The sequence below is a fragment of the Calothrix sp. CCY 0018 genome, assembly GCF_963920925.1.
Lineage (GTDB): Bacteria > Cyanobacteriota > Cyanobacteriia > Cyanobacteriales > Nostocaceae > Rivularia.
In genome coordinates this window covers 1-25,120 of the sequence record NZ_CAWUDI010000077.1, presented here as the reverse complement: position 1 = coordinate 25,120, position 25,120 = coordinate 1, and the positions used below count along the sequence as shown (strand labels likewise).

The window sequence follows — 25,120 nt, the reverse complement described above, 5'->3', positions numbered from 1 at the left end:
AGTTTTACCTAAGTTTCACTGGCTTAGTTATGTACGGACTGATTACCGTGATTCACTAAACAACGAATCGCACAAATATTTACATACTTCGCTTTTTAACTAAGAGCCTATCTAATATTCTTTTCTGTACTATAATCACTTCTTCTCCTACTCCCCACTTGTTACTTCTTAACTTCTAACTCTTAACTCCTAACTCCCTCAACTAATACCCTGGCAAAGTTTGCGATCGCTTCCTTCAACATTGCGATTGTACTGGAGATAATCATCTACCCAGTGACAACCCTTTGCAAGCAGGTTCTTGAGGTCTAAATTCCATAGAACTATTGTATTATCGTCGCTTGCGGAAGCTAAAGTTTGACCATCCGGGCTGAAGCTAACGTCTAGTACGGGAGCATGATGTTGGCTAAGGGTTTTAATTAACTTACCTTCAGTACTCCAAAGTTTGACAGTACTATCCCAACTAGCAGCAGCCAAAATTTGTCCATTGGGGCTGAAGGTAACGTTACTAACGCTATCGCCATAACCTTTCAATAAAGTTTTTAACAAAGTGCCATCCCAACGCCATAATCTGACAGTATTGTCCCAACTCGCAGAAGCAAGCAAGTTATCGCTAGGGCTAAAGCTGACACCTAATACCCAACCGGAATGAGGCAAAAATGTTTTTAATAACACACCATCTCGTCGCCACAGTTTTACGGTTTGGTCGTCGGAACCTGAAGCTAAAACTTGAGAACGTTCGTCAGTACTAAAGCGAACGCTATTCACCCTTCCTTGATGACCTTTTAAAGTTGTAAGCAGTTTGCCTTCTAGGTTCCATAATTTTACAGTTTTATCCTTACTAGCAGATGCAAGTAATTTTCCATCGCGACTGAAACTAATACTCGTTACGCTGTCATTATGTCCTTGAAGGGTTTTAATTAATTGCCCGTCTCGCTGCCAAAGTTTTATGGTTTTGTCGTAGCTTGCTGATGCTAAGATTTTGCCGTCGGGGTGAAAACTAACGCTTGCGACTCGATCGGAATGCCCTAATAAAGTCTTATAAAGACGGGTATCAAATCCAGTATTTTTTGGCTCTCGCTGCCAAAGTTTTACCGTATTATCGCGACTGCTAGAAGCTAAAATTTTACCATCGGGACTCCAAGCGACACTCAAAACCCGGTCTGAATGTCCTTCTAAAACAGGTAATTTAGGAGGATTTAAACTCCAAAGTTTGACGCTTTTGTCATAACTTGCCGAGGCCAATAATTTATTATCGGGGCTGAACGAAACGCTAACTACAGCATCGCTATGACCTTTAAAAGTTTTAAGTAACTTACCACTATTAACATCAATTAAATTAATAATATTGTCATCTCCAGCTGAAGCCAGCCTTTCGCCTGATAAATCAAAATTTAAACTCCAAACTGTACCTTTATGTTGCTCTAAATTTTTATAAGCACGATATGTGAAGCTGTTTTCACCATCTTTTTGCTGGCGTTGCCAAAGTTTAACAATCCCATTTCTACCGGCAGAGGCTAATATTTTACCGTCTGGACTAAAGTTAACAACAGTAATTCCTTCTTCATGACCTGGCAAAGTAGTTAATAAAGTGCCATCTACTCTCCATATTTTCACGGTATTATCATCGCTGGCTGAAGCAATAAACTGACCGTCAGGACTGAAAGTTACCCAATTGATCCAACCTTGATGTCCCTTTAGAGTTTTGAATAATTTACCGTCACTGCGCCAAATTCTTACAGTTTGATCTTTACTGCCAGTAACTAGTAATTTACCATCAGGACTAAAACTAACTTTATCAACCCAATCGGAATGACCTAAAGTTGTTACAGGTTGCCAATCAAATTCTCCCGTTGTGGGATTTTTGCGCCAGATTTTTACGGTATTATCCCGACTAGCAGAAGCCAGCAAACTACCATCAGGACTAAAAGTTAAACTGGTAATGCTTTCATCGTGGCCTTTTAAAGTTTGTAATAAACTGCCATCAGTACGCCAGATTTTTATACTTTTGTCGCGACTACCTGAAGCTAATAACTTTCCATCGGGACTAAAATCAACATCCCAAACAATATCTTTATGTCCTTCTAAACGGTTAACTTCAGTTACTCCGTAAACAGCTTGTTGTAAAGCCGTAACGACTCGCATCCGCGTATCCGGCTGTATTCCATGTCCGCTTTTAAGCTTTCTCCAAGCACGCAAACTTTCAATTAAAGCATCAAATTCTTTGTTGGAAGCAAACAAAGCTTCAGAAGAAGCAGTTATGGCACCAATTTTAAAGTTATTTTCGCTACGTTCGGCGCGTAAACTTTGGCTAATTGCAGCTTTCTTTTGCAAATCCGCCTGCCACCACAAACCGCCAATTGTGGCAGACATAACCGCTAAAGCAAAGCCAGCTAAGCGTGCTTCTCGCAGTCGTTTTTGAAGTATGAAATTTAGCTTTTCTTGGGATAATTTTTGAGCAACTTCTGCTTTGGTTTTTTCAAAACGGATTTTTTCTAATTCGGCAATAATTCCATAATCATTACGAACGCGAATTGGTTTGACTAAATAATCGTGAACTAACTGGTAACGTTCTCCAGATTCTTGAAGTACTCGCAACACCAAACCGCTTCCGACAAGAATTTCTAGTATTAGCTCTAAAGTACTAACATTATAGGAATGCATAAAATCTTCTTGGATTTCTTCATCATTGCCTAGTAAAGTTTGCTTTATAGGTTGCTTTAAAGCTTTAGAAAAAGCAGAATCAATATTTTGGTTAATGTTAATTAAAAAATTATCTGCTTGAGTTTTTCCTTCTGACTCATATGCATCTTCTGTGAAAATAGCGGTAACTAATTCAGCCTTGGTCTTAAGAGGTCGCGTACTTTTTTCATCAGTTAATTCAAAAAGTAATTTCCAACTTAATTCTTCGTTTTCTTGACCGCAATCGTAAATAACTTTTTCTAACCAATCTTGAACTAATTTTTCAGAACCACCGCTGCGTTGATATTCTCCTAATGTAGTAATATTTTGTGCTTCTAATTGAGCCCCGACAATTTGTAATTCTATTGGATGTACTTGATGGGTTTCTCCTGCCAAATCTTCGACTAATTTATCAATTAATTCATCGCTCAATTGATAATGAGAGCGTTCTGTAAGACTGTGAATAATACTATTTGCGTCTTGGCAAGTAAATTTACCCAAATAGTAACGAATATTTTTATCGAGAATATTTTTATTAATTACCCCCAAATTGTAAGAATCGTTTTTTTCTAAATAGCTCAACCGCTCAAATTCTAATAAATAATGCAGATAATCTTCCCGCAAAGAAAGAACAACTTTAACAAACGGGATATTCAGACATTTATTAAAAAACTTGTAAAATTCAATTCTTTGTGGCGTATCTTGTTTGACAAAGAAAAACTCTTCTAGCTGGTCAAAAATTAAAATTATTGTGTAATTATTATCTGCTAGCAACCGTAGTTTTTCTAGAATCACATCAACGGTGATTTCTATTGCCAAAGATATAGAAGTACGAGCAATAACCTGGTTTAAACTGCGTCCTAAAGCTGTTATCCAGTCAGTATAAACAGATAAAACAATTGGTAAAGCCATACGTTCCCCAATCGAATTCTGTTTTAATGCTGGAACTAAACCCGCTTTAATAATTGAGCTTTTACCTACCCCCGATGGTCCATGAACTACCGTAAGTTTACAGTCAGCACGAGTCATTTTTTCCAGAAGAAGATGCACATCTTGCTGTCTCCCCGAAGCTGCAATTTCTTGAGCAACTTGATCGGGGGTTGATGAGATTTTTTGCGGTTGTAAAACTGGATTTATTCTATAGCGCTGCGGTTGTAACTGACTCGCACCAATAAAAGCACGAAATCCGTACTGATGCTCAATCTGAATTTTTTCTCGTTTAAGCTTAAAAGCTTCTAAATAATCGTGACGTTCGCAAAAATAAAGCGAGCGTAATTCTTCAACAATTTCTAGGTACAAAGAGGGTTCGTATTGAGCTTCACAAACAACTTTTGCCCATTCCAAAGTATTAACAGCTTCGTCCCATTCACCCAAATTTCGTAAGGTGCGTCCAAGCAATAGAAGGTACCAACTTTCTTGCTGACGAGAGACTTCTGGAACTTCTTCTGCAATCGAAAGGGCTGTATTTGCTAATTCATGAGCTTGCACCCAATCAGATTTAGAAGCAGCTACTACGCAAAGAAATCCATAATCTTGAGCAACTAAAGTTTTGTTAGCAAACGATCGATGCAACTGCAAAGAGTAGGTCGCTAGCTGCGATAAATCATCCCACTGTTCCAAACGTTGCAGTACTTCACAAGCAGGATAAATAAATTTAGCGCTTAAATCTTTTCTTTTTATCGTTTCAAATATATCCAAACATTGCTTAAACCAATTCAAAGCATTTTGCCAGAAGCTGATATTGGCAGCAGGCTGTAAATCCGCCAAACGTCGGTAGCACAGTCCCAGGTGGAACATGACTACTGCTTGACGGATCAGGGAGGGGAGGGGGAGAGAGGGGGATGGGGGGATGGGGAGATGGTGAGAGTAGTCGCGTGCGGAGGTTCCCTCCGTTGAGCGAACTACCGTTAGCGAAGCGTCTCCGAAGGAGATATCCGAAGGGGGGGATGGGGGGATGGGGAGAGAGGGAAAGAGGGGGGGATGGGGGAATGGGAAGATAGAATTCTCACTATTGCCTATTCCCTGTTCCCTATTCTCCGTTCCCCCCTTGCTATTCCAAGAATTACTTTTAATTTCTTCTTCCCAAAGTTCTAGACTGCGTTGGTAATGTAATAACGCTTCGTCGATGTTGTCGTTTACGTAGTTATCGCGCCCGAGGACAAATTCTAAACTTGCTTCTAGTTGGGGTTCTAGTTTGATTTCGTAGAGTCGCAGCAAGTCGTTACGGGCTGATTCTATTTCTCGACGCTGCTGGGATTTGGGATCTAAAAGTAAAGCTTCGTTTGATAAAAACTTTTGTGCCCCAGCCTCTATTACTTTGTCAAATAAAGATTGTGTTTGCTGTTGGATGAGAATAACTAAATCGGGAGCAGCCATTTCAAATTTAATTGTGGTTGCTGCCCAGCTTTTAAAATCGGGTGCAAATCGTGAAAGTGATGTTCCGACTTCATCTTTGAGCCATAAAACTATCGGAAAAGAAAATGTATCGGCGTATATATCTCGTGCCTGGTTAATACCGCTGAGTAAATCTTCTAAGTTGGTAACAGACTCCAACCCAAATACCATTACTGCCGTTGGTAAACAATCTGTTTTTACGGCAGGTATATCTAAAAATAGTTCCGAGACTATGGTGGTGTGTAAAGCTTTAGTCGAAGGAGAGAGAAATACCTCTCGCAAATTTACATCCTTGGTTTGCGAGCGAATATTATCTAATACTTGCTTACACAACTCAGTGTAATTGCACCGCACTAGAATCAGAGAAAATTGATCGAAGGATAGCGCGATCGCCCTAATCAGTGTTTTCAAGGAATGCTGATTGGAAATAGCGATATCCGTAAGAGTAGTATTTTCACTCATAGCTGCAATATTTATATTTGACGTTGTGCCAATTCGATTTTGGATTTTAGATTTTGGATTTTGGATTCCGTGAATTTTAAATTTTAGACAAACAAGTTAGCTTTTAGTTTTCAGCTTTCAGCGAAGAGCGAAGAGCGGGTTAAATACCTCCAATTGCCAGCTAATAGCTGATAGCTAAGAGCTAAAAGCTATTTCAAGCATCCGGAAGGAAAGCTTATGCTGTTTGATTTATTAATTAACGTCAAAGGGAAAAATACGTCCCTTCACATAAATATTTTTTTCTCCTACTGAGAAAAAGTTGCCGGAATTTTATAATCAGATTGCTCCCAAGCCAGAACTTTGTCAGTTTCCGATAGCGCTGGGCTAATACCGAACCAGCGCCCTTTGACATCTCGATATTCAAAAACAAACATACTTCGCAGGAGTCTTTGATATTCGGACTCACCTCTAACAGTTTGCTGATTAACTACTTCGTAAAGCAATTGCCATTCCTCATCGTCAATAGCTAGAAGTAAATCGTCGCGATAATCTTTGATTACTGCTTCCAAACAAGAACGCTCGAAGGGGGGGTCTTGTCGCTGCAAACAACTGTACAGCAAGCCTAGTAAGTTACGAATATGACCGCCACTCACTCTACACAAACGGTCTAAAGTTTCCGAACTATCGAATATAGAGTCAATCAATTTCAACCTGATATCCGGAGTTGCTTCCGGAAACGCTCTCGCTAAAACCAACTGCCGTAAAAGAGTCATTCCCGGCTTGCAGTCGTTACCATCTCTTTGACGCACCAGCACCATCGGCAGTACTTTAGGCGCAATACCGCCACCCAAACGATTTTTCAAAGTTTCGTACTCGCCAGAAAAAATCAATGCCAGCGGAATTGTATAAACTACATGACATTTTAGCCGACGTAGCTGTTCTCCCCTGTCAATAAACAAATATTCTGGTTGCGATCGCCCCGACGGCATTGGGCGCATATCCACTCGATCCAAGTTGTCAATAATTACAACTAGTCCTTTTTGCCCCCTCATCTGTAGCTGTTGGGTAGCTCTATCGAGAACTTCTTCATTAATCGCTTGCAAAATACTATTTGTACGCGGTTCTAGATATTGCCTAAGCTGAGAGCGCAATTGCGGGCTATCTTTAGCTTTGGCGCTAATTTTAGCAATACCCAAGGAAAATTCTGCTTCTGCCGAAATGTCTATGGGAGTTTGTAGAAAATCTCCAATTTCTTTGAATAAATTACTAAAGTAACCAGGTTTGAGCTTAATACCAATAGCTTCTAAACTGGCACTTACTTGACGAGCTACACTCAGCAAAATATCGCTGACATCAATATCCGCCATATCCAAATCCTGGCTGGACTCAAAATAAACTACGTGAAATCCAGAATGTTCTAGTTCAGCTTTAAGACGCTGTAACTCAGTTGATTTACCGCAGCCAATATGACCTGTAAATAATTGGCAGGTTGGTTCGTCAGGAGAAATACGGACAATCGTTCGTTGCAACTCTTCGACTATTTTGCAACCCCGTACTTCTGAAAAATCTATATAATATTTCCGATCTGAATCATCGCCTATAACCAGCGTCCTGCTTGGATTACAGGCTTTAAAAAACCTTGACAAGTTTAGTGTAGTTTTCATGTAGATGCAGCTTATATAAACATTAACCATTCATAAAAATTCAAGTATTAAAACACTTGAACTCCTCGCTCCCAAGTTAATTACGAGGTGTGGCCGATTAATTTTTCCCTGATGCTTAAGAACACGTATCTGCCTTCGTTAAACCGATATCGGCAAGGTTTTGACAAAAATGCGTGACTTTACTATAGCTCTTTTGTATCAAATCGCTTTATCACTTGATGATTTTTAGTGTAAAAAGCTGCTTGATACAATTCCTCAGTTTGCACTTAAGTATTAATTGTAGCAAATCATGCATATCATTTTTAAAGAAAAACGTCAAGCTGCTTTAAGTATATATACTATTTCTTTTGGAAAATAAATAAGATAATGTTAATCTTCGATACAGCGATAATTTTTTCTATAAAAAGTAAGGTAAGTTTCCCAAATCTGGGAATTAGTCAAAATCCGGATAAGTCGCTTATCTGTTAACTTTCGAGCTTTTACGAAAAGGAAATTATCAAAAACGATCAAGTTCAGATATTCCCCTAGAGCGTGTGACATAACCAATTAACTTGTTTAAAAGGCTAACTAATATTTTTGCGGAAGTTGTAGCACTAATTTTTCTAAGTATTCTCAGTAAGGGTTGGCGTGTATAATATGGGATTTAATTATCGAGTAAAAATTTACCTACAAACAAAGAGAATCATGTTTATGGCTGCAATATGTTTGCTATTAATGTTTTGGATAATACACCTCCAATCGAGGCGATCGCATTCTCGTATTATTTGTAGCCCTTTGACTTGAAAATAAAGGTCACTTTAGAGTAAAAAGGCTACATTAAAGCAAAAATGCCAGATTTTATCGCTGATATAGGTTTATATAAGTCTATAGCTCCTGCCGTACTATTTCCCAAGGGTGGTATTTTCGCCTTCTCTTTTACTTTTTGAAAACACAAAGCGTGAAAATACAAGAAAATCTACTTCTCGATTTAAGATTTTAGGTTTTATCTGCAAGAAAACTCTCAATTAAAAATGCGGTACGAGAAAGACTCAAAAAGCAGCAAAATCTAAAATCTTCATTCAACAAATTGAACCAAAATGCGCGAAGAGGTTTGAATGCCGGAGATATTATCAGTTTCCCCCACAGATTTGGAAATACGTCGCGAAAAGCTACGCCGTCATCGGAAAATACAAATTATTGGTGCAATTTGGCGCACCTTCGCACTTACAGGTTTAGCTGGTGGTTTACTATGGTTTTTGATTCAACCAGTATGGGTACTCAAAAGCAAGAAAGATATTACTGTTTCCGGAAATCAGTTGCTTTCAGATGAAGCGATACAGTCAAAAATGCAGTTATCTTATCCTAAATCTTTATGGCGGGTTGAGCCTAATCGTCTGAGTGCATCTTTAAAGCAACAACCAGGCGTAACTCAAGCATCCGTAACTCGTCGTTTGTTTCCACCGGGGTTAAAAGTTAAGGTATCTGAAATAGTGCCAGTAGCTATTACTCGAACTGCAATTAAAACAAATGGTGATTCTAAAAATCAAAAAACAATAAGCGGATTATTAGATATCAATGGTGTTTGGGTTTCCTTGGAAAACAATAAATCAATCCAAGCCTCACGATTGCCCACTCTGGAATTTATTGGCTCTCCTGCCTCTTGTCGCTCCGTATGGAAACAGCTTTACCAAGCGATCGACCTCTTGACGGTAAAAGTAATGCAGGTTGATTGCCAAGACCCGTCGAATATAATTTTAAAAACAGAACTAGGTTTAGTACATATCGGAAGCCCCACATCTAAACTACCTGAAAAAATTAAATTGTTAGCAAAAATCCGTCGTTTACCAGCAAAAATAAATATGGATCAAATTGAGTTTATAGACTTAACAAATACAGAAACAATTTTAGTACAAATGAACCATAAACTAGTGCAGATAGATTCTGAAAATCCCTAAAAAATATTGAGTAAAGCCAAATGTATAAAACAGTCCTAGTTTATCAATAAGATTTATGGTCATAAATATATATTAAAGATCGATGTTTTTGGAGAAACCAGAACCATAATAAATATTCTAGGTTCGTCTTATTTTTTCCTGCAAACGGTCAAAAACCTACCATTAGGAAGTTTAACCTCCTGCTTGTTCTAGTTACCCTCGGCATGAGAAGGTGCAAGATGTCAGATTAGGAGTAGGTGATGATTTAGGCTCAAAACATTAATATGCTTGAGCGTCACACAATTTATGGAACCGAATGTCAACGTAGTAATAACGGCTCTGTCATCAGTTATGCAAGGAGAAAGTAAAGTCTTGAGTTCATAATTTATTTTACATCAAGATAATTTAGGTACTTATGACTTAGGATATCTTACGATATCTATTGTAATAGGGATTTTTACACCATCATTTACACACTTATATCAGTGTCATACTTGTTTAATTGTTTTCAATATTTATAGAATTAAACCAGTATTTATGGCTATAAGTTAAAAATAACAAACACTATTAGTTGTAAAATTGATGACCAATATCCATTAAAACAACAAGGAGGGGTTACGAACTATACATGGAGGCAGTGACAGGTAAAAATAGTCGTCGTTAGTATAACCGATACAGTTCTTTCTTTAAGTAAATATTAAGTATACTTCTCTAGAACTAGTTGTCCATCATCAGATGTTAACAGCTACTAATTAAAAAAACTGTTCGCGTTATTAATCCTGCACCTGGTGGTTGAGGATGAGAACACCGTTATAACATTCTTGCTACCAAATTCAACAAGAGTGTTTATAAGCTGCGTTGACGCGAGCGGGTAGATCGCACCCCCCCAAAAGTCGTTTATCTGAATGCACGTAAATCCAATGACACTTGATAATAACCAAGGGCTTACCTATAAAAACTCGCAGTCTCCCGGACAGCAAGGAATTTCGCTAGCAGGAATCAGTACCAATAACCCTTTTGGTCATTCTGGGCTTAGTTTGGGGCAAAACGGCGATAATAACCATTCTCCTGAAGAAAACCCTGTTGGGGATATTATCCCCGGCAGAGTCGCCAATATTAAAGTAATTGGTGTGGGCGGTGGTGGTGGAAATGCCGTCAACCGCATGATTGCTTCAGATTTGAGTGGAGTAGAATTTTGGTCGATTAACACCGATGCTCAAGCTTTAACGATGGCTGCGGCTCCTTGTCGCTTGCAAATCGGACAAAAGCTAACGCGGGGTTTAGGTGCGGGTGGTAATCCTGCCATCGGTCAAAAAGCAGCAGAAGAATCCAGAGATGAAATTGCTACGGCTTTAGAAGGAGCCGATTTAGTATTTATTACTGCTGGAATGGGAGGCGGTACCGGCACTGGTGCAGCATCTGTTGTCGCTGAAGTTGCTAAGGAAATGGGAGCCTTAACAGTTGGTGTAGTTACCCGTCCGTTTGTATTTGAAGGTCGCCGTCGCACCAGTCAAGCCGAGCAAGGTGTTGAAGCCTTGAAAAGTCGCGTAGATACCTTAATTATCATCCCCAACAACAAACTGTTGGAAGTGATCCCCGAACAAACACCTGTCCAAGAAGCTTTCCGTTATGCAGACGATGTATTGCGTCAAGGTGTACAAGGCATATCCGATATCATCACAATTCCCGGTTTGGTAAACGTTGACTTTGCCGACGTGCGAGCCGTAATGGCAGATGCAGGTTCTGCTTTGATGGGAATAGGTATTGGCTCTGGCAAATCCCGTTCTCGGGAAGCGGCGATCGCGGCAATTTCTTCGCCTTTACTAGAATGTTCTATTGAAGGCGCAAGGGGTGTTGTATTTAATATTACTGGTGGAAGCGATTTGACTTTACATGAAGTGAACGCTGCCGCTGAAGCAATTTACGAAGTGGTCGATCCCAACGCCAATATTATTTTTGGGGCAGTGATTGATGACAGACTCGAAGGAGAAGTCAGAATTACCGTAATTGCTACCGGGTTTACAGGTGAAATCCAAGAAAGGCAACAGCAAACTGCTACCCCTAACAATCGAGTAGCCCCACCTCCATCCCAGCAACGGCGACAGATGGCACAACCATCGACCTCTGGTGCTAATTCTCAAAAACAACCCCAATCCGAACCAAAACAAAAACCCGGATTAGAGATTCCTCCGTTTCTTCAGAAACGCCGAAATCCTAACAACTAAGTAGTCAAGGTATCGGAAGGGGGCGCATCTTGTAATAATTTGTGAGCCTCCCATAATTCCAAATACACCTGTTCCGTTTCTTCGTAAAAAATTTAGTTTCAATCCCAAAGACCTCAATCGCTACTAAGGTAGGCGATTAATTCTACTATGCCTAAATTTTTAAGACGTATTTTTAGGGTTTTACTAGGGTTTTTACGTAATTGGTTATACGGGGCTTTCTCCGTTACTCATTTTTAAACTGTTTTACAAAAGCTGATTTTAACCAGGGTGTAATACCTATAGCCCAAGCCGAAGGTTTTTAATTGCTTCTTCTACCCACTGGATAAACTTTTTACCCAAGTTTGTATTGCTAAACCGATCAATTTCCCGAATACCAGTAGGGCTAGTAACGTTAACTTCGGTAAGATAGCCGCCAATGACATCAATACCTACAAAGATTAAACCGGACTTTTGTAGAGTGGGGGCTAATTGAGTACAAATTTCCCGTTCTCTGGAAGTAATTTCAGTTCGAGCAACCGTACCTCCGGCTGCCATATTATTGCGGAATTCTCCAGGCGCAGAAAGACGATTGAGTGCCCCCACTGGTTCGCCATCAAGTAAAATAATCCGTTTATCTCCCTGCTTGGCTTCCGGTAAAAAGGTTTGTAACATAACTGGTACTTTTCCCCGCAAAGTACTAAGTTCTACAATCGAATTAAAATTGCGATCGCTCTTGTCTAAAAATAAAATTCCTTCTCCTGCTTTGTTTCCCAATGGTTTGAGAACAGCAGCACCTTTATCTTCTACAAACTGCCGAATCAAGTGTTTATCGGCGCTGACAATTGTTTCTGGAATAGCCTGGGTAAATTGGAGAGCATACATTTTTTCGTTAGCATCTCGGATACCTTTAGGGCTGTTAACAACCAAAGTTTTGCTTTGATCGATATAGTCCAAAATATAAGTAGCGTAAAGATAAATATCATTTACAGGTGGATCTGTCCGCATAAACACGGCATCCATAGTTTCCAAGCTGTAATTAGTTTTTTCGCTTAACTTATACCAGGAATTTGCAGCTTTGTAGCCCGCATCCGTCAACTCAACTGGGATAATTTCGACTTGTTGAAGATGTGCCCAAGCGGTACTATCTACGACACTCAACCCAGACGTTTGAGTTATCCAAACTTCATGTCCTAAAATACAAGCTGCTTCCATCATGGCAACGCTAGTATCATGACAGGGATCTAAATTCTGGATGGGATCAATAATAAAAGCCAGTTTCACGCGATTGCCTCGATTTACCCTTCAAAAAATTGCTGTGATTCATTTCAAATTATCCCTTTTTTGTGTAATAGCGTTTCATTAATCAGATGCAGATGGAGAGATGGGGAGTGGGGGAGATGGGAAGATGGGGGGACAAGGGGACAATTTTCATTTCATTACAGCATCATTCTCTTAACTCGCTACTTGCTACTCATTACTCTTAACTCCCAATCCAAAGTCGAAAATCTAAAATCCCTGCATCAGAAAACCCACCCACGATCGCGGGGTGGGATTAAGTGTCAAGCAATTTTCAAACTATCAGCCATATTTTCTTTCTTCGCTTCCTTAAGCTAATAGTTCGTCCAATTTTCCTTGAGACTCTAAAGCGTAAACATCATCGCAACCACCGACATGGGTATCATTGATGAAAATTTGCGGTACGGAACGTCGTCCATCTCCCCTATGAGCCATCTTTTCCCGTGCTTGTTCATCTCCATCAATAGCGTATTCGGTAAATTCAACCCCCTTCTTCTTTAGTAAACCTTTAGCACGTATACAAAACGGGCAAGAACTCCAAGTGTAAATCTCTACTTTGGCAGCCATAACGTCCTCATGTTGATTTAGCAATTCTTAATTTTAGAACGTTATATTTAACTAAGAATGTTCAATCAGTATTTCAAAACACTTTTGATACACATCTACTTAATACAAAAATTATTTTAGTAAAAAATATAACTCATTATTATTTTGCTAGCAGTGTTAATTAAGACTTTAAATATTTTTAATATACAGGGTAAGTGCGAATGAGCCTGCTATCAGGAGAAATAAAAGACTCATTCAAAGGCACAAACCACAGTGATTGTGTTGGCTGTAATCCAGGTGCGTAACAATTAAATAATATTTCAGTTTAATTACGGTGTACATCAGTATTGACACTGATATATTTGTAAACAGCAAAAAAAATATCTAGTGTTTTCCGCAAAAAGAGGAGAGTTAGGAGTTATGAGTCAAAAGTCAGGAGTCAGGAGTCAGGAGTAGAGAGTAAGTGACTCTTCACCTTGTCCCCTTGTCTCCCCCTCTTCCCCATCTCCTCAACATAAAATTACTCCTGAAGAAAATTTCCCCAGGAGTGTAAGTTTATTTGAGTTGTAATTTCCGAGTGCTTATCCAGATACAGCAGCGTATTGAATTAGCTGTCCCAAACGTTCTCTTAAAGTTTCTAAGCCAAGACGCTCGTGGGCAGAAATAAATACTGCCATTGGATATTCTTCTCTGGCTAAAGCTAAGGTTTCGCTATTGGCTTTGTCGATTTTGTTGAAAACTACTAGCCCAGGGCCTGGTGTTACGGGCATTTGGGCTAATATATCCCTGACAGAACGAATATGACTCTGCCAAGCCGGATGAGATAAATCGACCATATGCACTAAACCATCTGCTTCGGTTACTTCTTCCAAAGTGGCGCGGAAAGCATCCATCAACGCTTCAGGTAATTCGTGTATAAACCCTACTGTATCTGTAACTAGAATTTCCTGAGCTTCTTGAGTTACAGCATGGGGAACTACCAAACGGCGCGTTGTCGGATCGAGGGTTGCAAACAACTGATCGGCTGTATAAACCTCGGCATTTGTTAAAGCATTGAGCAAAGTAGATTTACCGGCATTGGTGTAACCGACAATTGCAATAGTAGGTACTTCTTGGTGTTGTCGCCGCTGTCTTAACCTTTCTCTATGGGCTTGTAACTGATTTACTTCTTTCTGCAAGCGAGTAATGCGACTAGAAATAGCACGGCGTTCGGTTTCTAGCTTGGTTTCACCAGGGCCTCTTGTACCGATACCACCTCCAAGCCGGGACATTGCCTGACCTCTACCAGTTAGTCGCGGTAACATATACTCTAACTGCGCCAATTCTACTTGCAGCTTACCAGCACCCGAACGAGCGCGTTGAGCAAAGATATCTAGAATTACTTGAGTACGATCGACTACCCCAACCCCTATCTGAGCTTCTAAGTTGCGGACTTGCGCTGGCGATAAATCGCGATCCAAAACTACAAGATTCGCTCCCAAAGTTTGAACGGTTAAAGCAATTTCCTGCACCTTACCTTCACCAACCACAGTTTGGGGATGAATGCGCGATCGCTTTTGTCGCATCGTCTGTAAAACCACTCCCCCAGCAGTATCTACCAACCGCCCCAATTCTGTTAAAGTATCCTGGAATCGTTGAGGTGACTCCTTCTGAGTTATAACCCCGACAATCACAACTCGATCGCGATCGCTATCGACTTCCTTACCAATAAATTCTCGCTGGAATTCTTCTTCAAGCCCTTCCACCAAATCCAGAAAGTCTTGCTTGCTCAATACATCAAGACTCATCGCTGGCGAAACACTCCAACTAGGAGAAGAATAATCGCTCTCTTCAAACTGAGAATTTTGACTGGCAATTAGGGTGCGAGCGTCTTGGGGTGCTAAGTGTGCCAAATAAGCTTCCTTAACATACCCAGTACCACCACCACCCCGACGTTGAAATCCCGTTCCTGTGATATTAAGTACAATTAAAGCATCTAGTCTTTGCAGTGCCATAGCAGTCAGAGCACCATCAGAAGGATGTTCTGGCTTTAGCTGAGTAGCAATACAGCGAATACCGCTGAGTCGTTCCGCACCGTAGCGCGGCAGTTCCGTCAGCGGAATTTGGGTTTGACGTGGAGTGCCTACCCCAACCCGAATCACTTGTCCTCGGCGGTTGAGATAGGCACAAACTGGCTGATTTATTTCGGTACTAATAGCCGCCAGTCGCTGAGCGAATTCCGGAGTCGTAAAACTATCCCCCGGTATGCGCTGGTGATACAGTCGCTGCAATTGCTTTTGCTGACTGTGTTTCAGACCCTGGAGCTTACCATAAATAGTCTCTATAGGCATCTAAGACCAGTAAACTAGTCCCCCATATACATCTATGTCTATTTTACAACAGCGTTTTTCAGCTAAACTCTTTCTTTTGGCAGATGCGGGAGACAGTGAGCAGTGATTAGTTATCAGTTATCAGTTAGGAGTGAGTAACTTATTCTCTCCCCATCCCCCCATCCCCTGGGCTATACTTACCCAAGTAAAAAAACCCCTTCCGGCGATGAAAATTCTGCTTATAAATGATGATGAGCAATTTATAAACCAGCTAAAAGCGAATTTAAAAGAACATCGATAGCTTGTTGATACGGCAGTAGATGGGCAAGAAGGCTGGGAATTTGTTGAAGCACAAGAATACGATTTGATTGTGCTGGATGTGATGTTGCCGAAGCTGGATGGAATTACTTTTTGCAGTCGTTTGCGTGCGAAAGGTTTGCAGATTCTGGTGATGTTTTTAACTGTAAGAGCTGCTAGCGAAGATAAAATTAAAGGCTTGGATGCTGGCGCTGATGACTATGTAGTTAAGTCAGTACCTTTACCGGAGTTGACTGCTAGAATCCGCGCTCTATTGCGACGAAAGGATACTACTGTATCGACCGTTTTGGAGTGGGGAAATCTTTGTTTGGAAGCGAAAACTGAGAGATGAAATACGCCGATATTCTTTTAAATCTGACTAAGAAAGAATATTCTCTGTTAGAGCTATTCATGCAAGATCCTATTAAGATATACAGCCAAAACAGTATTTTAAATCAGCTATGGACTTTTGAAGACGAACCGCCAACCCGTGATGCAATCAGAACGCTAGTTAAAAGATTACGACAGAAATTTAAAGTCGCGAAAGCCCCAGATTTAATTGAAACTGTTTTGGATTGGGCTACCGTTTAAATCCCATTCATCAAAAAGCATCTTCAACAGATAGTAATTCTAAGTTGAGTAAAAAACTGGTATCTACTGTTTCTCCAACTTCCAAGAATAATTCTGGCGCTACAAGTGAAATTGAATCTCAGGAATCGCAACCTCGTTTACTGATTGTAGGTGAAGATAAAGGATTTATTGATACTTTAGTCGAACTTGCAACAGTAAGGGGATTGCAAACGGCGATCGCACACAACCCAAAACTCGCTAAAGATTCGCTACAAAGGGTTCGTCCAGATATTATTTTGCTGGATATATCTATTGACAAGAAAGAAGATGAATTTATTTTTCTGGAGGAAATATCAAAGCAGCAACCATCTATTCCCGTACTTGTGTTTACTTCTGAAGAATTATCAACCGATAGAGTTGCACTTGCTCGTCGTAAAAGTCAAGGTTTTTTTCACAAACCTATTTCCTCAAATCGCGTTCTTGAAGTAGTTACTCAAACCTTATCTTTATATGTTATAAAATCTGAATTCACCATGATAACTTTCTTCTTAAAAAATTAAAGGCAGACGGTAGATGTTAGAAGAAAAGATTTTTTAAATCTGATAAAGCTTGCAAATAAAGTTATCTAAAAAAATGATAGTAAGTATTTGCACAAACTGGTAGATATTGCATTCATAACACTAACTAATAAATGTGACAACGCCGTGACATGGGTTACGCAGTTAAATTGAGGCAAACAGCAGTTTTGAAAAAATATTTTAGCTGTCTGATAGAAACTTCATAGAAGTGGGAATAATAACTTAGTCAGACAAATCGTTTATGTGGCTTGAAGCTTTCTAAACAAGAACTTAGAGCCACACGTTAAAGTTCAGTAAACAACTTTAAATATCAGTAAATCTACCATAAGGAAATAAACCCAATGACTCAAATGCTTAGAGAAGAAGTGCGGGAGCGTCTTGGTAATATCGATCAAATCCGCGACATTATTTTTGGGGCACAGATAAGAGAATATGAAACTAGATTTGGCAAGTTAGAATCGGATATTTCGCTTTTACAGTAAGAGATGCGCTCTCATGTCGAGCAGCTTAAGGTAAGCTTTGCAGCAGAATTAAAAGCAGGATTTGAAAGTTTAGAGAAAAAGCTAAAGTTATATAACTTAAATAACGAAGAAGAAACTGCTGATTTGCGTCTTAGTGTAGATAGATTGAATAGAAAAGTCTAGAGTTGGTGTCAAAATTTCCCGAAAAGCTATGGAGATAAGTGATTCACAGCGACAAAAAAACATTACATTACAGTTATTAATTTGAGATATAGAAGGAAGTAATAAATTTAAAGGAATTTCTGCAAGCTACTTTCAAGGAGCTAAAGGAGCAATCATAGTTGGTGACGTGACGCGCCCAGAATCACTTGAAAACATTTCAGAACATATTCAAGCCTTCTTAAAAGCTAATCCCCAAGGTAAGGTTGTTGTCGCTTTGAATAAATCAGATTTAATTGATGCAGAATATTGAGAAAAATATTGCCAACTTTATAGTTTTTACGATGATAAAAGTTTTGTTTCAACTTATGCAAGCTCGGCTAAAAGTGGAGCAAACTTTGACGAAATATTTCAATCTTTAGCACATTCAATGATTTAATAAAATGAATTCTTTATTTACAAATATATTATCACTACGTCGGATTGAATATTTAATTGTTAACGAACGTTGGCAGGTTATTGAATTATCTCCCAAAATACATCTTCTTGCCGATAATTCTGATGAAGTACGGGTAGGAAAAGATGTTCGCATGGGCTTTCCCGAATTAATTGGTATTGAAGTGATTGCCAGCGATATTATAGCGGGAAAACAAAATAGTTTTGAACTAAAAGGAGCAATCAGAACTCAAAAAGCTTTAAACCCAATTTACATCGATATTTGTATTGCTAATAATATCAAAGAGGATCGAATAAGTAATGAGCTATTGATAGTTTTTGAAGATGTAACGGAAAAGATGGTTCTCGAACAATCTTTAGTACAAGGTGCAAACGAAGCCAATCTTCTATTACGTACTCTTTCTGCTTCCAAGCAATATATTGACCAAATTGTCACATCAATGGCAGATGCTTTATTAGTGACAACGCTATCAGGAAAAATTAAAACCATCAACCGCACTGCTCAAGTTTTATTAGAGTATAATGAAGCAGAAATTTGTGGTGAATATATTTCTACAATTTTAAAAGAAGTTGATAGTTGGAAAGAAGAAATAGAACAGCGAGGAAACGTTCAAACCCGTTTATTTGGTCCGATAACTCCTTTAGTTAAAGAAGTCGAAACAACTTGTCAAACAAAAACAGGAAAAATCATTACTGTCGCTTTTTCATGCTCGAAAGTTCAAACAGAAATTGAGCATTTCCAAGGCTATGTTTATATTTTGCGAGACATGACTGAAAGGAAACAAGCTGAACTTGCAAAACAAGAGTTTTTAGCAATGATCTCTCATGAAATACGTACTCCTATTGCAGCAGTAATTGGCATGGCGGATGTTTTGTTAAATACTGAGTTGACAGAGCAGCAAGAAGAATTTGCTGAAACTATTTGTAATAGCGGCAAAGCTTTACTCGAAATTGTTAATGATATTCTTGATTTTTCTAAAATTGAATCAGGAAAATTAGAAATTGAGGAAGAACCTTTTCATTTGAATAGCTGTATTGAAGAAGCCCTTTCTTTATTAACACCCAAAGCAAAAGAAAAACAATTAGAACTTATTTTCTACAAGAATCCCCAACTTCCGCAAGTTATTGTCAGCGATATCAGCCGACTGCGACAGATTTTAATTAATTTAATTAATAATGCCATTAAATTTACCGATACTGGAAGCGTAGAAATTTTAGTCACAAGTCGGAAGCGTCAAATGATTGGCAATGAAAAAAATAACCACGAAATTCAATTTGCTGTTAAAGATACCGGAGTTGGAATACCAAGCAATCGAATTAATCGTTTATTTAAAGCTTTTAGTCAAGTAAATTCTTCTACAACAAGAAAATATGGTGGTACGGGTTTAGGGCTGGTAATCTGTAAACAATTAAGCGAATTAATGGGAGGTAAAATCTGGGTTGAAAGCGAAGAAAATCAAGGCAGTACATTCTATTTCACCATTACCACTCGTGTGATTGAAACACTTTTAAAGCAAGAATGGGAAACCAAACCAGAAGAATCAGGTACCGTAATTGATGCTGCTGTAGCCGAGAAAAATCCTTTAAAAATACTTTTAGTCGAAGATTACCCTACCAATCAGAAAATGATCGTTTTGATGCTGCAACGAATGGGTTATCAAGCAGATATAGCTAACAACGGTTTAGAAGCACTAACAGCATTGCGTTGTCAATCTTATGATGTGGTATTGATGGATATGCAAATGCCTGAAATGGATGGTATGACGGCAACACACTATATTTGTCAAGAATGGGATATCTCGGTACGTCCCCGAATTATTGCATTAACAGCAAGTGCGATGTTAAGCAATAAAGAAAATTATTTAAAATCAGGTATAGATGATTATCTTGCTAAACCTTTTCGCATTGAAGAACTCATGCAAGTGCTTAATAAATGTCGGACGAATAGAGAACAGATAAGTAAACCAAGTAAGGTAAGTCACGCCGAATCTTGTAGTAAAAATAATTCTACAATCGACACAGCCGCATTGCAAGAAATCTATAGAATAGCCGATTTTAATTGTGGAGTGAATGCTAAAGATTTTTTACTAGAAACAATTGATGATTATTTAGAAGAAACACCTAAATTTTTAGAAGAAATTCGAGTTGCTTTCAGTGAAAATAATTTTAAAACCCTTCAGCTATTAGTTCATACACTTTCTTCAAGTAGTGCAACATTAGGAGCAAGTAAACTAGCCACTTTATGTACCCAATTAGAAATAATGGTAGTAAGTGAAATGCGGGAAGAGATAACAGAGCAGATTGGCAAGATTGAAGCTGAATATGAGAATGTGAAAAGTGCTTTGATGGAAAAGCGGAGGAAGTATTAGAGGAAGCACAACGCATCAAATGAACCATCTAAGCAAAGCTTACCCGCGCTGGCTAGATTGAGTCTTGTATATAAGTTTTTGGAAACGCTCGTTATCACGGATAGTATCAAAATCACGATCTGTTTTTGCCATCTTTTGATATTTTTCAGGATTTAGATTGATGGCAATTTGTAGGTTTTCAATTGCTTGCTCAATGTTATTTTGTAGAGCGTAATAGCAAGCTTTATTATACCAAGCTTGGTGGAAATCGGGTTTAATTTCAACTGCTTTGTCGTAAGATGCAACTGCCTCTTCTAATCTTCCCAATTGACGCAGCGCTATACCCCGGTTTCCCCAAGGTTGGTGAACATCGAGTTTAATTTCAACTGCTTTGTCGTAAGATGCGATCGCTTCTTCTAATTTCGTTAAGCCCGAAAATCCGCCTTGTAAGCCGGAGGCTTTCTCGCAGAGAAATCAAAATCATCGGCTAATATACAAAGTACGTTAAAACGCACTAAAATTCTTACCCAGTCTTCTTTAGAAGACTATGGCTTGCGCCACGCTGCGCTAACGTATATGAGCCTGGGAATTTATTCCAAGGCGGTTTGCGAGGCTAACCGAGAATGCTGGAAGATAACACTCCAAACTCCTCCCTCCACCTCCTCACCCCTGCTTCCAAATCCCCCGACAACCATTCATCAAACTGCGGATAAACGGGCAATCTAGCAACCAAATCCCAACCTGCTGGCTGTAACATTTTTCGCAATTCGTTCTCCTGAATATGCGGATAATCGGGATTAACTTCATCTATAGGGCTAATTCCACCTAAATCTCTCGCACCTGCTTCGATACAGGCAAGCAACCATTTTTCATCTTTTACTAAGTTTGGCGGAATTTGAATGGTAATATCTGCCGGTAAAATTTGCCGTGCTTTAGCAATAACTTCTGGTAACTGATGCGGATTAAAAGCTGGAAAATCAAAGCTTTGCTGAGTGCCGGGGCTGTGTGGTTGTAAAATAACTTCTTGAATATGCTGATAATTTTGATGCAGTTGGCATATCGCTTCTAATGTATCCCAGCAATCTTCTAATGTTTCTCCAATTCCTAATAGCAATCCGGTTGTAAAAGGTATTTTTAATTCACCAGCCCATTCTAATTGCTGCAATCTTAATTCTGGTACTTTACTTGGTGCGTGTTTATGAACTGTTTGCAATAAATTTGGCGTTAGCTGTTCTAACATTAATCCCATTGATACGTTAACTTGTTTAAGCTTTTGCATCTCCTCAAAACTTAAAATTCCCGCATTTGTATGGGGCAGAAAACCCATTGATAAAGCTAGTTCGCACAAATCGTAAATTAAATTAAACCATTTTTCTCTACGTGGTGAATTTGGATGAACTTCTCCACTAAGTATTAGTATTTCACAAACATTTTGCTTTTTCAGCCTTTTAAAAATATCTTTTGCTGCTGACAAAGATAACCACGGGCTGTTTTCAGGTTCGGTACGAAAATTGCAGTAAGTGCATCTGTTAAAGCATTCGTAGGTGGGAACAATTGTATATGCAGGGCTATAAGTAACTGTGCGGTAATTCAAAAATGGCATTGGATAAAATCAATTAAAACAAAAAATATCAAAATCTTAATCTGTTCTCTATACTGCAATATTTTTACTCTGAATACAATTTTTTATATATAGCAGTTTTCGGTTGAGTCAAATACATTTAAAACCTCACCCTCGTTCCCTCTCCTTGACAAGGAGAGGGATGTCCGTCAGGACAGGGTGAGGTAAAAGTTGTATTCCACCTAAGTAAAATTCGCTGTATTCTTGATTTCCTACTCCTTACTCCCTATATAAAAAAGGTACCCAAAAGGGTACTTCGCATTAAAACTAATTTTTATAAAATAAATACATCAGCAACCCTCTGTTTTACAGATTATACGAATTTGAAGCTCCTCCTTTGGAATAAACAATCCAAAATCTAATGTTTACAGAATAATTAAAATTATGGATAAAGGAAATCTCGGCTTTATTTTAAAGATGGCTCAAACGATAAATCCTCAAATTTATCCAGGACGAGAATTATATATAAATTTAGAAGAATTACGTCAACTCCCCGAAGGTACTTTAGGTAGAGAATTAGCCCGTTTTTTAGACACAAATGGCTTTGAGCCGCTGAATTCTGGGGATTGGATACAGCGAACTCATGATGTCTGGCACGTTATCACCGGACTTTCTCCATCTAAAGATGATGAATTTATATTGCAAGCTTTTACTCGTTCCCAAGTTTTTCGTCCTTCTAGCGCTTTACTTGTATTAGCTGGTTTAATAACACATAAATGTAATCTAAAAGAGATTATTAAAGTTATCAAAACCGGCAAAATGGCGAACAAATTAGTTGATTGGGATATTGAATCTGATTGGGCTACTCCTTTAAGTGAAGTTAGACAAAAATTAGGCGTTATATCTTTAAATCAAAAGTCAGGAGCGATCGGGAATGAGTTATGAGCTATCATTTGATGCATTGCAAGCATTGATTAAAAAATATCTTTGGAAAAGATAAACTTAGAAAAAGTTATTGATGTACCTCATAATTAATAATTCCTAACCTTTTATAATTGATAATTGTTCATTGTTCATTGATAACTGCCTCCTGTTGCTTGGCATAAATATTTTTCAGATGCTTCTTGACTGTATTGATAGTAATATAAAGTTCCTCCGCAATTTCTTGGTAAGAATAATTAGCCCGACGCAACAGCCACACTTGAGCTTCCCTTTCGGTTAAAGCGTATTTTTTCGCTTCTGAAATTGCCATGCTTTGATTGGTTTGTTTGCGATCTTCTAAGGTAACTATTAGGTAATCATTATTGGTTTCATTCGCTTCTAACCATCGAGCGCGAACGCGAATTTTTGCTTGGGATTTTGTCTTTATTTCTGATTCAATAGATATGTTTTGACTGGGGAATAGTTGGCAGCTTTCGCTTAAAGACTGACAAATACGTCGAATTTCCGAAGGTATTTCACCTTGACAAATACAGCGCGCGCGTTCGTTAGCATGAACTAATTCACCTTGAGTTGTGAGTATAAAAATCCCGTCCACAAAGCTTTCAATTACAGCTTGCATCAGATGAAGTTTAGATGCTGGCTGTTTTTCTTCATATTTAGGTTTTGTGCCGTAAAGTATATTTCTATTGGTAGATGCAATTTTTTGATGCTGCTCTAAAAGTGAAACATTCATTGTTAATCTCCTTTAAAATAGTTAAAAAATATTCTTCGATCAAGCTACTAGCAGCATTGTTATAAATCTGATTCTGCATTTGCAATGATTGAGCAGTAACCCTGAAGAAAGTCTTGAAGTAAGTGAAGGTACAGTGAAACCCAAAGAATTTTCCTGAAGTAAGGTGAAGTTTTTCTTAAATTAAGCAGTACAGTACGGTTAGCCGATTCATAATGACTGTATTGTTACTTGGCGTATGAGAAAAATTTACTAGGGAGTTCTGCCGTGAGGGATTTAGTTAGTATTGATGGGTTTTTTGGTGTAGAACATCAGCGCAAGTACGTTGCTCTTTTGAAAGGAAGAGTCGGTTTAACGCGCCGTCGGGCTGAATTTTTTGTGAAGTTATGGGCGTATTTGTTACTCAAACAGCACTCAGAGTTGGGAATTGTTAACGAACCTTTAACGGAACTCGATTTACCCGAAGGTTTCGTTGCTTGTACTCACCGAGAAGCCAACGAACTGTTTTATGCACAAGAAGACAGAGGTAGCGAACGTGCTGCGGGAATGATGATTGATAAGTTGGTGGCTTTGGGGCTGATCGAAAAGGAATTCGATGGCAACAATATATGTATTCGTGTTTGCTCTACATTGTGCGGTCTCGATCAATCTACGCAAGTTGCCGAACCAGTAGAGCCGATCGCCGATGACTTTAATCCACGTACCGACACTATACCCGTTGCCACTTTTTTAGCTCGTCAATACGATTGGATGAATAAAACAACCACTGCTGCACCCCAGAGAATAGCTCGAAGACTGCGTACTTGGGCAAAACAATATTCTAAAGGGATGCGGGTTTTGCGTTGTTGCGATACTCAAGCCCCCGTTGGTGTTTGCATTCTTTATCCTGTAGCTTCCGAATCTGAGGAGAACTTTTTTCTACCCCCTAGCAAAAGTTTACATATGAGTACTGCCTCTACAACCGATCCTTTTAATATTGCCAAACCTGGAGATGAAGACTGCACTTCTGTTTTTATCCGTAGTTTTCAAGTAGATTCTCAATATCTCCAGCACAGTAATTTATGTCAGTTATTAGAAGATGCCCGACAAACTTTGATTACTATGCAGGCAGATTTCCCCAACCTTTGCGATTTGTATACCTTAACGATTAATCCATTCGCCCAAAGTTTGGCATTAACAATGGGTTTTCAGAAAATCAGCCAAGATCCACAGATGTCTCTTTATTGGATGTATATGGCGCTGGATAAGTATTTGACGCTCGACATCGAACAAGTAATATCAAATATTAAGCTGGATTGATGCAGCCACTCTCTAATATATTAATTAAATTTATGAAAATTTATTCTTTTATATTGATTAGCTGTAATTACTGTATTGCAAGCCTTTTGAGCAATTATTATTTATAACTTTGCAGCATTAACTACATTTTTATTCTGAAAACCCTTTACAAAGCTAAATATTTAAGATAGTATAAGTACATAGGTTGAAAGACCTAATTAATAAATCATTCATTTGATAGCAATTATCTGAACCATGACAACCACATTACAAAGACGCGAGAGCGCCTCTGCT

General features: G+C 38.8%; 18 protein-coding genes and 1 pseudogene. 11 read left to right on the top strand and 8 right to left on the bottom strand.

Going from position 1 to position 25,120, the window contains the following annotated elements; all coding sequences use genetic code 11:
- Positions 1-198: 198 nt before the first annotated feature.
- Together ACM03V_RS33060 and ACM03V_RS33055 are read right to left on the bottom strand one after the other, a co-directional pair.
- The gene (locus ACM03V_RS33060; RefSeq protein ID WP_414625051.1) at positions 199-5,535 is read right to left on the bottom strand and encodes a hypothetical protein; all 5,337 of its coding nucleotides are present in this window, start codon (positions 5,533-5,535) and stop codon (positions 199-201) included.
- Positions 5,536-5,819: 284 nt separating this feature from the next.
- Complete coding sequence (locus tag ACM03V_RS33055; protein WP_414625050.1) at positions 5,820-7,178, bottom strand: P-loop NTPase fold protein; 1,359 nt, start codon at positions 7,176-7,178, stop codon at positions 5,820-5,822.
- Positions 7,179-8,272: 1,094 nt separating this feature from the next.
- Between ACM03V_RS33055 and ACM03V_RS33050 the strand changes: the two genes are divergently transcribed.
- Positions 8,273-9,112, top strand: coding sequence for a cell division protein FtsQ/DivIB (locus ACM03V_RS33050; RefSeq protein ID WP_414625049.1), 840 nt, complete (start codon positions 8,273-8,275; stop codon positions 9,110-9,112).
- Between the two features lie 899 nt (positions 9,113-10,011).
- Entirely contained in the window at positions 10,012-11,316 is a 1,305-nt protein-coding gene (gene ftsZ / locus ACM03V_RS33045) for a cell division protein FtsZ (protein ID WP_414625048.1), read from the top strand.
- 276 nt (positions 11,317-11,592) lie between these two features.
- On the opposite strand, the gene gshB is transcribed toward ftsZ, so the two are convergent.
- The 3 genes from gshB to hflX form a co-directional block, all read right to left on the bottom strand.
- Positions 11,593-12,576 carry a glutathione synthase gene (gshB, locus tag ACM03V_RS33040; RefSeq protein ID WP_414625047.1) on the bottom strand — a complete coding sequence of 328 codons (984 nt, stop codon included), beginning with the start codon at positions 12,574-12,576 and terminating at the stop codon, positions 11,593-11,595.
- Between the two features lie 324 nt (positions 12,577-12,900).
- Positions 12,901-13,158, bottom strand: coding sequence for a glutaredoxin 3 (gene grxC, locus ACM03V_RS33035; protein ID WP_414625046.1), 258 nt, complete (start codon positions 13,156-13,158; stop codon positions 12,901-12,903).
- Between the two features lie 560 nt (positions 13,159-13,718).
- A complete protein-coding gene (gene hflX / locus ACM03V_RS33030) occupies positions 13,719-15,467 on the bottom strand; it encodes a GTPase HflX (protein WP_414625045.1) in 1,749 nt (582 codons plus the stop codon).
- A gap of 343 nt (positions 15,468-15,810) precedes the next feature.
- Here hflX and ACM03V_RS33025 point away from each other — a divergent pair, with 343 nt between their 5' ends.
- From ACM03V_RS33025 to ACM03V_RS32995, 7 genes are all read left to right on the top strand, one after another.
- On the top strand, positions 15,811-16,095 hold the full coding sequence (locus tag ACM03V_RS33025) for a response regulator (protein WP_414625044.1): 285 nt from the start codon (positions 15,811-15,813) through the stop codon (positions 16,093-16,095).
- A complete protein-coding gene (locus tag ACM03V_RS33020; protein WP_414625043.1) occupies positions 16,092-16,334 on the top strand; it encodes a helix-turn-helix domain-containing protein in 243 nt (80 codons plus the stop codon). The genes ACM03V_RS33025 and ACM03V_RS33020 overlap by 4 nt, the downstream gene beginning before the upstream one ends.
- Positions 16,319-16,873, top strand: a complete 555-nt coding sequence (locus tag ACM03V_RS33015; protein WP_414625042.1) for a response regulator — start codon at positions 16,319-16,321, stop codon at positions 16,871-16,873. The genes ACM03V_RS33020 and ACM03V_RS33015 overlap by 16 nt, the downstream gene beginning before the upstream one ends.
- A 359-nt stretch (positions 16,874-17,232) precedes the next feature.
- Positions 17,233-17,373 (top strand): hypothetical protein, encoded by a 141-nt coding sequence (locus ACM03V_RS33010; protein ID WP_414625041.1) that lies wholly within the window; start codon positions 17,233-17,235, stop codon positions 17,371-17,373.
- A 3-nt stretch (positions 17,374-17,376) separates the two neighbouring features.
- Positions 17,377-17,535 carry a hypothetical protein gene (locus tag ACM03V_RS33005; protein ID WP_414625040.1) on the top strand — a complete coding sequence of 53 codons (159 nt, stop codon included), beginning with the start codon at positions 17,377-17,379 and terminating at the stop codon, positions 17,533-17,535.
- An 88-nt stretch (positions 17,536-17,623) separates the two neighbouring features.
- Complete coding sequence (locus ACM03V_RS33000; protein ID WP_414625052.1) at positions 17,624-17,824, top strand: hypothetical protein; 201 nt, start codon at positions 17,624-17,626, stop codon at positions 17,822-17,824.
- A 130-nt stretch (positions 17,825-17,954) separates the two neighbouring features.
- Entirely contained in the window at positions 17,955-20,336 is a 2,382-nt protein-coding gene (locus ACM03V_RS32995) for an ATP-binding protein (protein ID WP_414625039.1), read from the top strand.
- Positions 20,337-20,375: 39 nt separating this feature from the next.
- On the opposite strand, the pseudogene ACM03V_RS32990 reads toward ACM03V_RS32995, so the two are convergent.
- Together ACM03V_RS32990 and cofG are read right to left on the bottom strand one after the other, a co-directional pair.
- Positions 20,376-20,726, bottom strand: a pseudogene (locus tag ACM03V_RS32990) (TPR end-of-group domain-containing protein); the annotation flags it as partial.
- Positions 20,727-20,928: 202 nt separating this feature from the next.
- Positions 20,929-21,918, bottom strand: coding sequence for a 7,8-didemethyl-8-hydroxy-5-deazariboflavin synthase subunit CofG (gene cofG / locus ACM03V_RS32985; RefSeq protein ID WP_414625038.1), 990 nt, complete (start codon positions 21,916-21,918; stop codon positions 20,929-20,931).
- A gap of 402 nt (positions 21,919-22,320) precedes the next feature.
- Here cofG and ACM03V_RS32980 point away from each other — a divergent pair, with 402 nt between their 5' ends.
- Complete coding sequence (locus ACM03V_RS32980; protein WP_414625037.1) at positions 22,321-22,821, top strand: Coq4 family protein; 501 nt, start codon at positions 22,321-22,323, stop codon at positions 22,819-22,821.
- Positions 22,822-22,942: 121 nt separating this feature from the next.
- Here the strand turns inward: ACM03V_RS32980 and ACM03V_RS32975 are convergent, their stop codons facing one another.
- A complete protein-coding gene (locus ACM03V_RS32975) occupies positions 22,943-23,551 on the bottom strand; it encodes a helix-turn-helix transcriptional regulator (protein WP_414625036.1) in 609 nt (202 codons plus the stop codon).
- A gap of 264 nt (positions 23,552-23,815) precedes the next feature.
- On the opposite strand from ACM03V_RS32975, the gene ACM03V_RS32970 reads away from it, so the two are divergent.
- The gene (locus ACM03V_RS32970; RefSeq protein WP_414625035.1) at positions 23,816-24,847 is read left to right on the top strand and encodes a hypothetical protein; all 1,032 of its coding nucleotides are present in this window, start codon (positions 23,816-23,818) and stop codon (positions 24,845-24,847) included.
- The last annotated feature ends 273 nt before the right edge of the window (positions 24,848-25,120 follow it).